Source organism: Nguyenibacter vanlangensis (assembly GCF_038719015.1).
In the GTDB taxonomy this organism is placed as follows: Bacteria; Pseudomonadota; Alphaproteobacteria; order Acetobacterales; family Acetobacteraceae; genus Gluconacetobacter; species Gluconacetobacter vanlangensis.
Window position 1 is genome coordinate 2,963,166 of record NZ_CP152276.1, and the last position, 14,356, is coordinate 2,977,521.

General features: G+C 66.5%; 13 protein-coding genes. 11 read left to right on the forward strand and 2 right to left on the reverse strand.

Translation table 11 applies throughout. From position 1 onward, the window contains the following. Window positions 1–123 precede the first annotated feature (123 nt). The 6 genes from AAC691_RS13795 to AAC691_RS13820 all read left to right on the forward strand — a co-directional run bounded on the left by AAC691_RS13795 (window position 124) and on the right by AAC691_RS13820 (window position 6,396). A complete protein-coding gene (locus AAC691_RS13795) occupies window positions 124–2,268 on the forward strand; it encodes a TonB-dependent receptor domain-containing protein (RefSeq protein WP_342627325.1) in 2,145 nt (714 codons plus the stop codon). 34 nt (window positions 2,269–2,302) lie between these two features. After that, window positions 2,303–2,770 (forward strand): MOSC domain-containing protein, encoded by a 468-nt coding sequence (locus AAC691_RS13800; RefSeq protein ID WP_342627326.1) that lies wholly within the window; start codon window positions 2,303–2,305, stop codon window positions 2,768–2,770. Window position 2,771: 1 nt separating this feature from the next. Beyond that, entirely contained in the window at window positions 2,772–3,710 is a 939-nt protein-coding gene (locus tag AAC691_RS13805; RefSeq protein WP_342627327.1) for a PDR/VanB family oxidoreductase, read from the forward strand. 35 nt (window positions 3,711–3,745) lie between these two features. After that, window positions 3,746–4,141, forward strand: coding sequence for a RidA family protein (locus tag AAC691_RS13810; RefSeq protein WP_342627328.1), 396 nt, complete (start codon window positions 3,746–3,748; stop codon window positions 4,139–4,141). Window positions 4,142–4,159: 18 nt separating this feature from the next. Then, window positions 4,160–5,428 carry an MFS transporter gene (locus AAC691_RS13815; protein ID WP_342627329.1) on the forward strand — a complete coding sequence of 423 codons (1,269 nt, stop codon included), beginning with the start codon at window positions 4,160–4,162 and terminating at the stop codon, window positions 5,426–5,428. 110 nt (window positions 5,429–5,538) lie between these two features. Then, the gene (locus AAC691_RS13820; protein ID WP_342627330.1) at window positions 5,539–6,396 is read left to right on the forward strand and encodes an IclR family transcriptional regulator; all 858 of its coding nucleotides are present in this window, start codon (window positions 5,539–5,541) and stop codon (window positions 6,394–6,396) included. A 154-nt stretch (window positions 6,397–6,550) separates the two neighbouring features. On the opposite strand, the gene AAC691_RS13825 is transcribed toward AAC691_RS13820, so the two are convergent. Beyond that, a complete protein-coding gene (locus AAC691_RS13825) occupies window positions 6,551–7,462 on the reverse strand; it encodes a prephenate/arogenate dehydrogenase family protein (protein WP_342627331.1) in 912 nt (303 codons plus the stop codon). Next, a complete protein-coding gene (locus tag AAC691_RS13830) occupies window positions 7,459–8,493 on the reverse strand; it encodes a lysylphosphatidylglycerol synthase domain-containing protein (protein WP_342627332.1) in 1,035 nt (344 codons plus the stop codon). The genes AAC691_RS13825 and AAC691_RS13830 overlap by 4 nt, the downstream gene beginning before the upstream one ends. A gap of 210 nt (window positions 8,494–8,703) precedes the next feature. Here AAC691_RS13830 and hpnA point away from each other — a divergent pair, with 210 nt between their 5' ends. The 5 genes from hpnA (at window position 8,704) to hpnE (ending at window position 14,329) form a co-directional block, all read left to right on the forward strand. Then, entirely contained in the window at window positions 8,704–9,714 is a 1,011-nt protein-coding gene (gene hpnA, locus AAC691_RS13835; RefSeq protein WP_342627333.1) for a hopanoid-associated sugar epimerase, read from the forward strand. 2 nt (window positions 9,715–9,716) lie between these two features. Continuing rightward, window positions 9,717–10,892 (forward strand): glycosyltransferase, encoded by a 1,176-nt coding sequence (locus tag AAC691_RS13840; protein WP_342630220.1) that lies wholly within the window; start codon window positions 9,717–9,719, stop codon window positions 10,890–10,892. Window positions 10,893–11,117: 225 nt separating this feature from the next. After that, entirely contained in the window at window positions 11,118–11,942 is an 825-nt protein-coding gene (gene hpnC, locus AAC691_RS13845; protein WP_342630221.1) for a squalene synthase HpnC, read from the forward strand. 199 nt (window positions 11,943–12,141) lie between these two features. Beyond that, on the forward strand, window positions 12,142–13,023 hold the full coding sequence (hpnD, locus tag AAC691_RS13850) for a presqualene diphosphate synthase HpnD (protein ID WP_342627334.1): 882 nt from the start codon (window positions 12,142–12,144) through the stop codon (window positions 13,021–13,023). Window positions 13,024–13,027: 4 nt separating this feature from the next. Then, entirely contained in the window at window positions 13,028–14,329 is a 1,302-nt protein-coding gene (gene hpnE / locus AAC691_RS13855) for a hydroxysqualene dehydroxylase HpnE (protein WP_342627335.1), read from the forward strand. Window positions 14,330–14,356: the final 27 nt, after the last annotated feature.

Here is a 14,356-nt window from a genome sequence, read left to right on the forward strand (position 1 = left end):
GCGCTGTGCTGCTCGGCCGCCACGAGCGCGGGTGCCCCGGCGCGTGCCGACACCACGATGTCGAACCATCCGGCGCGAGTGGGACCTCATGCACCTGCGCGGCGCGCTGCGCATCCAAGGATCGTGGCGGACGAGGCGATTACCGTCGATGGCGTACGCAATTCTCCGCTGAGCCTGCGCAAGTCGCAGCATATCGGCGAAGTGGTCACGCATATCAGTTCCGCGGACTTGGCGACACATCATGTCGAGACGCTGCAGAACATCCAGAATCTGGTTCCGAACCTGACGATCCAGCCTCAGGGTGCAACGGCGAACAACAATTTCAGCCTGCGCGGCGTCGGATTCAAGGATTTCACGTCGAACAACACACCTTCGGTGATGACGTATGTGGACGGGGTCGCCTATCCAATCGGTTTCATGACCTCCGGCCTCATGTACGATCTGGCTGGCGTGGACGTGATGCCCGGACCGGTGGGATATACCCATGGCCAGGCCGTGACCGCCGGCGAGGTCAATATCACCACCAACGGCCCGACGGATACGTTCCACGCCGGCGTGTCGGAGGACATCGCCAGCTACGCTCGAAGCCGCACCGCCCTTTACGTGTCCGGGCCGATTTCGGACCGGTTGCGTTATCGGGTATCGGGCTATACCGCCCATGGCGGCGGATATCAGATCAATCGCTATGATGGCCAGCACCTGGGCGACGCTAACGAAGGCGCATTGCGGGGCAAGCTGGACTGGGACGTCGATTCCCGCACCAGCATCAACGTGACGGGGCATTGGGCGCAGGACGATTCCGATACGCCGGGTGTGTTCAACGTCAAGGATCTGGTCACGCCCTTCCTGGCGCCGGACAATAATAACCTGATGACAGGATGGGGGTTTCGTCCGGCCTTCACGGAGATGATCGGCGTGTCCGCCAATACCAAGCCGTTTCGCAACGACACGACCTGGGGCATCGACCTGACGGGACGTCATGATTTCGGATGGGGGGAATTCACGTCGATCAGCGCCTATGAGGCGATGTACGTTCACAACCTCCTGGATCTCGATTCCACCAACATCGCGACCGACGACCAGTATTTCACCAACAACTCGAACGTCTTCTCGCAGGAGGTGCGGCTGTCGAACGAGAATCGGCCGCGTCGCTTCCAATGGACGATCGGCGCCTATTATGCGCGAACGGCGACCAAGGCAAGATTTTTCTACGATTTTTCGGGATCGGGGCCGAGTCTGCGCCCGTATATCGAAGCGACCAGCTATAATCAGGATATCCAGGCATTCAACCAGTACGCGACCGCATCCTACCGGCTGGCGCCACGGTGGAAGATCTCGGCCTCGGTCAATCATGAAGCCGACGACCGGCATCTCTCAAACCTGGAAACCATCCAGTATGGTTTCAGCGATGTTCACTTTCCGACCCATGGGGCATTGACGAACGAGTTCGGTGGCAAGGGCGAAATCGACTTTCAGGCAGCACCGAATTTTCTCGTCTTCGCCGACGTCCGCAAGGGGTTCAAGCCAGGCGGATTCACGGCCAACAACACCGTCATTTCCCAGCAGCTTAATCCCTACAAGCCAGAATCTCTGCTGGCCTATGAAGGCGGAATCAAGAGCGACTGGCTGAATCACCGTCTGAGGGTAAATTTCGACGGTTTCTATTACGATTATCATGACCAGCAGATCCTGAGCCTGGAGCTGGTGCAGGGCTACGGTCTGGTGGGCGATTTCGTGAATATTCCTAAATCGACGATCTGGGGGCTGGAAGGCGAACTCGACGCGAACCCCATCCCCGGCCTGTTCCTGGAACAACATTTCGGATATCAGCGCGGCCGCTACGACGATTTGAAATTTCTCAACACGACTGCCGTCTATGCCAACTACGCCAAGACCGGTGTCTTTGCGCCGGCCTATAACAGCTATGACGGATATGATTCCGGCATTCCGAAACTGACGCTGAACGGCAGTGTCAGCTACGTGATGCACCCGACGCAGGCCTGGGACGTCACCTGGCAGGGCGATTATTCCTATCGCGGCTCGCAGCTCGACGTGCCAGGCAACGAGATCTATCGGCTACCAGCCTATTTCCTGATGGGCATGAGCCTGAACGTCGCACCGCACCACGGACGCTGGTCCGTCGGGGTCTATGTGTCAAATCTGCTCGACCGTCGCTACGTGATTACGAAGGATAACGGATATAATTCCTTCTACGGTATTCCCGGCGCGCCACGCTTCGTCGGCGCCACGATCCGCTGCGATTTCTGAAGGACGATCGGGTGAGAGAGAGGAACGAGGCAGCATGACCGGTCGTGTATGCGGTATATTCACCGCCGAAGTCGCCGCGCAGGAGATGATGGAAAGCCCGGAATGCCGCCTGCTGGCAAATATCGGAATCGCGGGCGATCGCTACGCCAAGCGTATCGGGCGGTGGTCCGACCGCCCCAAGACGGAACATCAGATTTCCTTTATCGAACTGGAGGTCTTGCATCAGATCTACGACGAAACCGGGGTGGTGCTGACCCCGCGCGAGACCAGAAGGAATATCGTGACCTATGGCGTGCGGCTGAACGATTTTCTGGGACAGACGATCCGGGTCGGCGAAAATGCCCTGGTCTATGTCGAGAAACTGAATCACCCCTGCAGATATCTCGAACGTCTGATCGACAAAAAAGTGATGGACAGGCTGCTCGGCCGGTCCGGCCTGAACTGCCAGGTCATCTCGGGCGGCATCGTACACCTGGGCGACCGTATCGAGAGGATTCTCTAGGATGGCGGTGCGGCTGTTGATGAAGGCGAGCATCGATCAGATCGTCGACGAGGGGGGCGACATCCGATCTTTCTATTTCAAGCCTGAGGATCGCGGGCATTTCCCGCCCGTACCGGCCGGCGCGCATACGTTGCTGCGAGTGGCGAAGGGCATGATGCGCCAGTATTCGCTCTGCACGCCACCAGGCGACAGCCGCTATCGTGTCGCGATCCGCCTGGATGCGTTCGGGCGTGGGGGGTCGCGTGTCATGCATGAAGCCGCGCGGGTCGGCGACGTCTTCTACCTGTCCTATCCCCAGCCCGATTTTCCGCTGGACCCGGACCGGCCATCGTACAGTTTCTTCGCAGGCGGTGTCGGGATCACCCCGATCCTGTCCTTTCTCTATGCGCTGCGGGGCCGGGCGTGCCGGATCCGGCTGTGTTATTTCGCGCGTGCCGACGGCGCCGTTCCGTTCGAACAGGAGGTCCGCACCCTATGTCCCCAGGTCGAGATTTTCAATCCGACCAAGAACAGGCCGGTGAATTTCAAGGATCTGTTGCGCGGGTCGCGGGACGACGCGATCTATTGCTGCGGTGGGACGCGGTTCGTCGCCGGGATGCAGCAGGCGGCGGAAGTCCTGGGCCTAGGGGACATCCACGTGGAATCCTTCGTATCGGTAGTCAAGGCCGGGTATCTCGGCGAGCCGTTCGTGGTGGACCTGCCGCGCAGCCGCCATGTGCTGCAGGTTCCCTCGGACCGGACCATGCTGGAGGTCTTGCTCGAGGACGGCGTCGACATCGACTATGCCTGCGAGGCCGGCGTCTGTCGGAGCTGTATCGTCGACGTGATCGAAGGCGAGATCATCCATCGCGACCAATGCCTGACCGACGAGGAGCGCAGGACATTGATGACGCCCTGTGTCTCGCGCGGGCGGGGCCGGACCGTCATCAATTCCCTATGAAAACCGATTATATTACAAGCAAGGAGAGAATTATCGTGGACAGCAGGATCCATATCATCGCTCCCCCGAACGTTCTCGCCGGAAGCGGCTGGAGCCACATCGTAGCAGCCTCGGGGACGTTCGTCGCCATTTCGGGCCAGGTCTCGGTGGATACCGAAGGTCGCCTGGTGGGAAAGGACGATGTCGAGGCGCAGATCCATCAGGTCTATCAAAACCTGATCGCCTGTTTGCGGGCGATCAATGCCGGGTTCGAGCATGTCGTCAAGCTGACCTATTACGCCACCGACATCAAGACCGCGCTGCCGCTGATGCGCCGGATCCGGCCGACCTATATCGGGATGGACAAGCCGCCGGCCAATACGTTCGTCGAGGTGACTGCCTTGGCAAGGCCCGACTTTCTCTTCGAGGCAGAGGCATTCGCAATACTGTAATTCATCCGAGGAAGCGACATGCCGCGTATCGGGAAAGAGACCGCTATCGTCAGCCTGCTGTTCGTCCTGTATACAGTCAACGGGGTCGACCGGGTCTGTCTGTCGGTCGCCATGCCGCTTCTTGCCGGCCATTATCATTTTTCGCCGATGCAGGAAGGCATCCTGTTCAGCAGTTTCTTCTGGACCTATTGCCTGTTCCAGTTACCCTGCGGCCTGTTGCTGGACATGATGTTGCCGTCGGTGGTGATCGTGGCGGCCATGGCGTGCTGGGGCGTTGCCGCCGCACTTTCCGGTGCGGCGGCAGGGTTCGGAACCCTGCTGGCCACGCGCCTGATGCTAGGTCTGTTCGAGGCCCCGTTCATGCCCGCGGCCAATATTATCGTCGAACAGACGGTGCGGGGCACCGGCCGGCAGGGGCGGATCACGATCATCGACAGTGGGGCTGCATTCGGCGCTGCATTCGGTTCGTATGCGACGTCGGCGATCATCGCCGCCACCGGGTCGTGGCGACTCGCTTTCCTCATCACCGGTGGCGCGGCGGTCTGTCTAGCGCCGCTGGCATGGCGGCGACTGGTCGCCCGCCGGCCGGCCGGCCGCGCGGGCGCCGTCTCGCCCGACCGGCGGAAGACCCCCGGGGGATTTCGCGGCGTACTGACGCGGGACGTTCTGTATATGTGTATGGGCCGGGTCGCTTTTGCCAATGTGTTCTTCGGCTTCGCCTCCTGGGCGCCGTCGCTGCTGATCGCGCGTCGCCATGTCAGTCTGGAGGTCGCCGGGATCATCACGGCCCTGATGTTCGTTGCCGCCGGCGCGGGTGAGATCGTCGGCGGCGTCGTCTTCGGTCGCCTGCGCCGCCATCTGGCGTTCGATTCCGCGCTGCGAATGACGATCGGCCTGTCGGGTCCGGTCGGGCTGGCGGCGCTGGTGGCCGCGAACGGCCTCGGCAACCTTGTAGCCTGCGTGGCGACGCTGGTGGTGGGCTTGTTCTTCTATATGTTCGGGGGGATCTACTGGGTCATTCCGGCCGCGATCGCGCGGGAAGGGCACTTGGGGCTGGTCGGGGGGATCCTAAACTTCTCGGGAACGTTCGGCGGAATCGCAGTCGGTATCATATCCGGCTGGATTGTGAAAAACTGGGGCTATAGCGCGTTGTATGGGTATTTTCTGGCCTGCATGGCGCTGTATATCCTGTTTTCGATGTGCCTGCGCCCGGAGGGGCGCGCGAGTAGCGCGCCGGCGCGCGACGGCGGTCCGGCGCTGGCGGTCGCGTCGGACGTGCCCGACTGACGGGGTCGGTTTCCTCGTCGCTGGAACTCCGCTATCCTGACCGGCATGGTTGTCTATATTCTGTACGATATAGATGCAACCGACCGGCAATACGGAGCGACAGGACCGTCATGGCGCCACCAGGGCAGAAATCGACCAGATTTTCCGCGGAAAGGCCATCTGCGGAGCCGCTTCCCCGTCGGACGGACGAAACGGCCGCGGGCTCGAAATCAAAGTCGCCCGCCATCAACCGCTCCTACGACATTCTTGACCTGCTGGCCAACGCGCGCGCACCGGTATTGTCGCGGGCGGACATCACGCAGCAGATGGGCCTGCCGCGTTCCTCGACCGCGAACCTGCTGAGCGCGCTGGAGGAATGCGGCCTGGTCGAGCGAACGGGAAACGACTATTCGCTGGGTCGCAAGATCGTTACGCTGGCCAGCGCTTATCTGCGGAAATTTGATCCCGTCCAGGAATTCTACCGGTTCTGTTCTAATTCGGACGTCCTGAAAGACGAAACCGTCCGGATTGCCATCCTCGATCGCAATGAAATCATCTATATCGCCCGGTACGAAGGGCATCCCGCCATTCATCTGACGTCGAATATCGGGGACCACATGCCGGTGTCGCTATGCGCGGTCGGCAAGGCTATCGTCTCGCGCCTCGACGACGAGGATGTGCAGAAGATGTTTGCCGGAATCAAGATTCTTCCGGTCATGACGGAACATTCTATCCGGACCGTCACCCAACTCCGCAAGGATTTGAAGGAAACGCGCCTGCGCGGCTACGCGATCGAAGATGAGGAAGCCACGCCCGGCGTCGTATGCCTGGGGATCGCGGTGCCCACCCGTGGCGTGAATGGTCCCAAGATGGGCGTGTCCGTCAGTTCGGTGAAGGTCACGTTCGACCAGCAGCGCCATGCGCGATTGCTGGAAGGCTTGCAAAGCCTGGTGCGAGCGATTGGCAGTCCCTTGGACGGGCTAGGTTAGGATCATCCATGACGGTTGTTAAGATCTGACCACCTTCGTTTTGAAGGAATCAGACGGCTCATTACCCATCAGTTTTTAGGGAGAGCGATACCGCACGGCGCGGCGCGCTGCATCTCTCGATGCGCGTGTCCGCAACCGGGCGCGCGCGCAGCCTTCAGGCCTGGCGGTTTTCGAGGAGGCTGCGGCGGATGCGGCGGCCGCGTTCGATGCGGTCGACGATGAAGGCTTCGTCGCCCCAGCGGATCGCCCTGGCCATGGCCTGTGCGTCCTCCGTGAAGCGGGCGAGCATTTCCAGCAGGGCGTCGCGGTTGTTGAGGAAGATGTCGCGCCACATGACCGGGTCGGAGGCGGCGATGCGCGTGAAGTCGCGGAAGCCCGAAGCGGCAAAATCCAGCACTTCGGAGCGGGTTTCGTCGGCCAAATCGTCGGCGGTGCCGCAGATGGTGAAGGCCAGCAGGTGCGGCAGGTGGCTGACGATGGCGCAGACCCGGTCGTGGTGCGCCGCGTCCATGATGCGGGTGCGCGCGCCCATGCGGTGCCACAGCGTTTCGATGACCGAGACGGCCGCCGGGTCGGTGTCGGGCAGCGGGGTCAGCAGGCACCAGCGGTCGTCGAACAGGGTGGCGAAGCCGGCGTCGGGGCCGGAATATTCGGTGCCGGCCATCGGGTGGGTCGGCACGAAGGGGACGTCCGGCCGCAGGAACGGCGTGATGGCGCCGATGATCGACTGCTTGGTCGATCCGACCTCGGTCAGGATCGCGCCGGGCTTCATGGCCGGGAGGATCGCCGCACCCACTTCGGCCACCGCGCCGACCGGCACGCAGAGGATGACGCAGTCGGCATCGGCCACCGCGCGCAGGGGATCGGCCTCGACCCTGTCGGCCAGGCCGAGTTCGGCCACGCGGGCGCGGACGGCGGGGCTGGCGTCACAGGCGACGAGGCGGGCGGCGATGGTGCCGTCCTGCCGGGCGCGGCGCAGGATGGACGAGCCGATCAGCCCCGGGCCGATGACGGCGAGCGTGCCGAACAGGGGGCTGTTGCCGGTGGTGTCGTGATGGCCGGTCATGGCCGTACCCCCTTCTGGGCGCCGGCGTCGCGGGCGGGTGCCGCGTCGCGGCGGCGCAGGCGGCGCATTTCGGCGCCCTGCCACAGCAGCAGCACCGGAATGCCGATCGCAAGGTCGCGGCCGCGGCGCAGCAGCGACAGGCCCAGCGCGACCGACGGGTCGATGCCGAAGGCCGAGCCCAGCGCGATATAGGCGGCTTCCTGCACGCCGAGGCCGGCGGGCACCAGGAACGAGACCGACATGATGCCGCAGGCCACGCCTTCGATCGCGATCACGCCGGGCAGGCCGAGATGCGCGCCCAGGAAATGGAAGGCCACCCACACCGCGCCCGCGCTGCCGATCCAGGCCACCAGGTGCATCAGCGCCGCCCCGGCGATGCGGCCGGGCCGCGACCACACCGCGTCCAGCCGCTGCTGCAGCGTGTCGGCGCCGGCGAGCATGGCGCTGCGCCATTGCGCGGTGATGTTGCGGCTGAGCCCGCGCGCCAGGCGCTTGAGGAGCGTGCCGCCCTGCCGCTGGGTCCAGATGAAGCCGCCGATGCCCGCCCCCAGCAGCAGCGTGCCGATCAGGACCGGCCGGGCGAACGGGCTGTGCTGCTGGTGCATGACCAGGCAGGCCAACGCCAGCAGGACGAACACGATCTGGCCGAGGACCTCGGTCGTCAGGTCCACGATGTTGGCGCTGGCGGCCTCGGGCCATTCAATGGCGTGGCGGCGGGGGGACGCGTCGGCCCCGGTGGCACGGATGCCGATCAGGATGCCGCCGAGCTGCGAGAAGGGCAGGCAGGTCGCCGCCGCGTCGCGCACCATGCGCGCCACGATGAGATGCGGCAGGGCGATCCGGGGGCATGCCACGTGCCAGGCGACGCCCAGGGTTGCGTCGACCGCAAGCTGTGCCGCCACGATGGCGACGAAGCCGACCGCGCCGATCGACAGGACGGCCTTGAGCACCGAGCCGACGCCGAGCCATGCCATGCAGAAGGTGATCAGGGCCAGCCCCAGGACGGCCAGGAGGATTGTAAGACTTTTCAAGGACGGACCGTATCTTGTCTGCCGCGCCGCGGCCCGTCCCCCTGGTACGTCCTGGCGGGCGGTCCGGCGCGTAATCGGGCCTGACTTACACCACGGCAGGGTCTGGCGCCACCATGAGCTGTCGGGATAAATGGGTCGCGCCTATCCTGGTTGCCTATCCTGGGTTGCCAACGACCCTGTCAGACGAATTTCGGAGCACCCGACCGGATCATGCCTGCCCCCACGCTTGTCACCGGCGCGACCGGTTTTGTCGGATCGGCCGTCGCCCGCGCCCTGCTGCGGCGGGGGCACGCGCTGCGCCTGATGGCGCGGCGGGGCGCGGATTTAAGCAATATCGACGACCTGCCGGCCGAGCGGGTGGAAGGCGACCTGTCCCAGCCCGCGACCTTTGCCGAGGCCGTGCGGGGCTGCCGCTACGTGTTCCACGTGGCGGCCGATTACCGGCTGTGGGTGCCGGACCCGGCGCCGATGATGACCGCGAATGTCGAGGGCACGCGCCGGCTGATGATGGCGGCCCAGGAGGCCGGGGTGGAGCGGATCGTCTATTGTTCGTCGGTGGCGGCGCTGGGGCTGATCGGCGACGGCAGCGTGGCGGACGAGGAGACGCCGGTCCACGAGCATGGGGTGATCGGGATTTATAAACGGTCGAAATACCGCGCCGAGCAGGAGGTGCTGGCGCTGGTGCGCGAGCGCGGCCTGCCGGCGGTGATCGTCAACCCGTCGACGCCGGTCGGGCCGCGCGACATCAAGCCCACCCCCACCGGGCAGATGATCCTGGATTGCGCGGCGGGGCGCATGCCGGCCTATGTCGATACCGGGGTGAATATCGTCCATGTCGACGACGTGGCCGAGGGCCACGTGCTGGCGCTGGAGCGCGGGCGGACCGGCGAGAAATACATCCTGGGCGGGCAGGATTACCTGCTGCGCGACCTGTTTGCCATGACGGCGGAGATCGCCGGGGTGCGGCCGCCGCGCGTCAGCCTGCCGCAGGGGGTGATCTGGCCGGTGGCGGTGGTGTCGGAATGGCTGTCGCGCGGGTTCGGCATCGCGCCGCGGGTGACGCGGGAGATGCTGGCGATGTCGAAGAAGAAGATGTTCTTCTCCTCGGCCAAGGCGGAGCGGGAGCTGGGCTATGCCCCGCGCCCGGCGCGGGACGCGGTGGCCGATGCCGTCGGCTGGTTCCGCCAGGCGGGGATGCTGGACGGGGCGCGGGGGCGGTGACGATGGTCTGGCTGGTCATGGCGGTGCTGTGCGCCGCGATCTGGGTCGGGCTGATCGGTTTTCACGGCCGGTTCTGGCAGGCGGGGCCGATTTTGCAGCCGGTGCGCCTGCCGCCGGACGGGTCGTATCCGCCGGTCTGCGTGGTGGTGCCGGCGCGCGACGAGGCGGAATCGGTGCAAGACTGCCTGTCGTCGCTGCTGGGGCAGGATTATCCCGGGACGCTGCATGTGGTGCTGGTGGACGACAACAGCACCGACGGGACCGGCGCGCTGGCGCGCGCGGTGCCCGATCCGCTGGGCCGGCTGACGATCGTGACCGGGCAGGAGCGGCCGGCGGGGTGGAGCGGCAAGCTGTGGGCGGTGGCGCAGGGCGTGGCGGAAACACGGCGGCTGATCCCGGCCGAGCAGGGTTACGTGTTTCTGACCGATGCCGACATCACCCATGATCCGGCCCATGTCGCCACCCTGGTGGCCAAGGCGGAAGGCGACGGGCTGGACATGGCGTCGGAGATGGTGGCGCTGAATTGCGAGAGCGCGGCGGAGCGGGCGCTGGTGCCGGCCTTCGTCTTCTTCTTCGCGCTGCTGTACCCGTTCGCGCTGGTGAATGATCCGCGCAGCCGGGTGGCCGGGGCGGCCGGGGGATCGATCCTGATCCGGCGCGCGGCGCTGAGCCGGATCGGGGGGATCGAATCGCTGCGCGGGGCGCTGATCGACGATTGCACGCTGGCGCTGCGCGTCAAGCGCAGCGGCGGGGGGCTGTATCTGGGCCATAGCCGGCTGGCGCGGTCGATCCGGCCCTATCCGCATCCGCGCGACGTGTGGCGCATGGTGGCGCGCACCGCCTATGTGCAACTGCGCTATTCGCCGCTGATCCTGCTGGGCACGGTCGTCGGCATGGTGCTGGTGTGGATCGCGCCGATGCTGCTGGCACTGTTCGGGCACGGGCCGGCGCGCCTGCTGGGGGCGGCGGCCTGGGTGGCGTCGATGGCGTCGTTCGTGCCGACGCTGCGCCGGTTCGGCCTGCCGGTCGCCTGGGCGCTGCTGCTGCCGGCGATCGCGAGCTTCTATAGCGCGGCGACGATCGGCTCGGCCATCGATCATCATCGGGGCCGGGGCGTGGTGTGGAAAAGCCGTGCCTATACCGAGGCGACCGGCGCCGGTGATGCGCCCGCGCCATGACATTCACGCCATGACATTTCAGCCCCATACGCCGCCCCAAACACTACTGACACCGCTCCAGGCCCGCCGCAAATGACCGGACGTTCCATGACCAGACGCGCCACGAAAACCCAGAAACGGAAGAAACGGGACGTGGACGCTCCGCGACCGGAGGGTGGGCCCAAGGACGGCCCCCGGCATGGTGAGGCGGCGCGCGAGGACGCGTCCGTCTGGGGGACCGAGGACGTGTCGTCGGGCAAAGGGGCGGGGGATGAGAATTTTCCCGTCGGTTCGCTGCTGATCAGCCGGCGGCTGCGCCCGCATGTGCATGCCTATTACGATTTCGCCCGGGTGATCGACGACATCGTCGATACCGACCGGCTGTCGGCCGAAGCCAAGATCGCGCGGCTGGACGCCATGGAGGACGTGGTGCTGGGCCGCCGCCAGGCGCCGTTGCGGCGCGACGCCCAGACCGCCGTGCGCGTCGGCCGCACACTGGCGGCGACCGGGGTGCCGGTGACGACCGCCACGGACCTGATCGTCGCCTTTCGCCGCGACGCGGTGAAGAGCCGCTACGAATCCTGGGAGGAGCTGGTCGCGTATTGCCGCTATTCGGCCAATCCGGTCGGGCGGTTCCTGCTGCTGCTGCATGGCGAGGATGCGGCGAGCCTGCCCCTGTCGGACGCGCTGTGCACGTCGCTGCAGGTGCTGAACCATCTGCAGGATTGCGCGTCAGACCTGCGGGTGCTGGATCGTTGCTACCTGCCGTTGCCGTGGCTGGCGCGCGAGGGGGCGGTGCTGGAGGATCTGGGGGCGTGTCGCGCATCGCCGGGGTTGCGCCGGGTGTTCGATGCGCTGCTGGACCGGGTGGACGAGCTGAATGCCGAGGCGGCGCGGTTGCCTTCGCTGGTGCGCGACCGGCGGATGCGGCTGGAGAGCGCGGTGATCGTCGGGCTGGCCCGCCGCCTGGCGGCGCGGCTGCGGCGCGAGGACCCGCTGGCCGGGCGCGTCAAGCTGACGCGGGGCGACGTGGCGGGCGCGGTGCTGGGCGCGCTGCGGGTGCTGCCGTGAGGGCGGGGCGTTTTTGTCATCGGCGCGGATTGGCCCTAGTGTCCTGATTCCGAAATTCGCAAGCGAATTTTGGAATCGAAAGGACACTAGAATCAATATTTTAGTGGCCTGCTGGTCCGAGAAATTCTCATAAGAATTTCTCGGGCAGGACACTAGAGAACCGTTGGATGGGATCGATGACGGAAACGGGAAGGCGGGCATGGCATTGACGCGGGGACGCACCACGGACGCACCGCCGCTGGGCTGCGATGCGGCCGACCTGGCGGCGGTCGAGGCCGTCGTGGCCGCGTCGGGGACGTCGTTCGGCAAGGGGATGCGCATCCTGCCGCCGGACCGGCGCTATGGGATGTATGCGGTCTATGCCTTCTGCCGGGTGGTCGACGACATTGCCGACGAGATGGGCGAGCTGGACGGCAAGGCCGCGCGGCTGGCGGAATGGCGGGCGCGGGTGGCCGGGCTGTACGCCGGGCGGACGGCGGATGCGCTGGACCGGGTGCTGGCGGTGGTGATCGCGCGGTTCGGCCTGCGCCAGGCGGATTTCGAGGCGGTGATCGACGGCATGCTGATGGATGCGGCGGGGCCGGTGGTGGCGCCGGACGAAGCGACCTTCGACCTGTATTGCGACCGGGTGGCGTCGGCGGTCGGGCGGCTGTCGGTGCGGGTGTTCGGCGATTCGTCCGAGGCGGCCGACCGCGTGGCCTTTCACCTGGGCCGGGCGTTGCAGATCACCAATATTTTGCGCGACGTGGCCGAGGATGCGGCGCTGGGCCGGCTGTACCTGCCGCGCGAATTGCTGGAGCGGTTCGACGTGCCGGCCAACCCGGCCCGCGTGCTGCGCGCCCGGGGGCTGGAGGGGGTGGGCCGCGTGCTGGCCGGACGGGCGCGCGACCATTTCCGCGCCGCCTATCGCGCGATGGCGCGCTGCGACCGCGTGGCGATGCGCCCGGCCCGCCTGATGGGCGCGACCTATGCCGCGCTGCTGACGGCGCAGGAAAAGCAGGGCTGGCGCACGCCGGAGCGGCGGGTGTCGCTGTCGCGGCCGCGCAAATTGCTGATCGCCGCGCGCGCCCTGGTCGGCTAGGCGCATGGCGGGGCATGTCCATATCGTCGGCGGCGGGCTGGCGGGCCTGTCGGCCGCGGTGGAGCTGGCCGGCAGCGGCGTGCGGGTGACGCTCTACGAGGCCGGGCCGGCCTGCGGCGGGCGGGCGCGGTCCTATTACGACCGGCACCTGGATTGCCGGATCGACAATGGCAACCATCTGCTGCTGTCGGCCAATGACGCGGTCTTCCGCTATCTGGGGTTGATCGGCGCGGAGCGCAGCCTGGTGGGGCCGGCGCGGCCGATATTCCCTTTCGTCGACCTGCGGGACGGCACGCGCTGGACGCTGGACCTGTCGCGCGGGCGGGTGCCGTTCTGGCTGCTGTCGCGCCGGCGCCGGGTGCCGGGGATGCGGCTGGGCGAGATCCGGTCGCTGGGCCGGCTGACCGAAGCGGCGAAGGCGGCGGGAGAGAAGACCGTGGCGGACTGCCTGCTGCCGGGCATGCTGTCGGCGCGGCTGCTGGAACCGTTCGCGGTGTCGGCGCTGAACACGCCGTGCGCGACCGGCAGCGCCGCCCTGCTGGGCGCGGTGATCCGCGAGAGCCTGGCCAAAGGCGGGGCGGCCTGCCTGCCGCGTTTTCCGGCCGAGGGGCTGTCGGAGAGTTTCGTCGATCCGGCGATCGACCACCTGGCCCTGCTGAAGGCGGACATCCGCACCGGGTGCCGGGTGTCCGCCGTGCGGGCGGAAGGCGGGCGCGTGGTCGCGCTGCGCCTGCCCGAGGGCGACGTGGCGCTGGGCCCGGACGACGCGGCGATCCTGGCCGTGCCGCCGCCGGTGGCCGCCGGCCTGCTGTCCGGCATCCTGCCGGGACTGACGGTGCCGGACGCGTTCGAGAGCATCCTGAACGTGCATTTCCGCCTGCCGACGGCGCCGGCGGCGCTGGGCACGCTGGGGCGGGCGCGGTTCATCGGCGTGGTGGGCGGCGTGGCCGAATGGGTGTTCGTGAAGGGCGACGTGCTGTCGGTCACGGTCAGCGCAGCCAACCGGTATGCCGACGCCGAGCCGGACGCGCTGGCGGCACGGATCTGGCACGAGGTGCGCGCCGCGCTGGACCCCGCCCTGGCCGCCCCGCTGCCGGCCGCCATGCCGCGCATGCGCGTGGTGCGCGAGCGGCGCGCGACCTTTGCCGCCACGCCGGCGCAGGAGCGGCTGCGTCCTGGCGCGCGGACGGCGCTGGACAACCTGTTCCTGGCCGGGGACTGGACGGCGACGGGATTGCCCGCGACGATCGAAGGTGCCATGAGGTCGGGGGCCACGGCCGCGCAGGCGTTGCGCGCGCGCAGGTAATTGGCCCAATATCCAGGATCTTAGCTC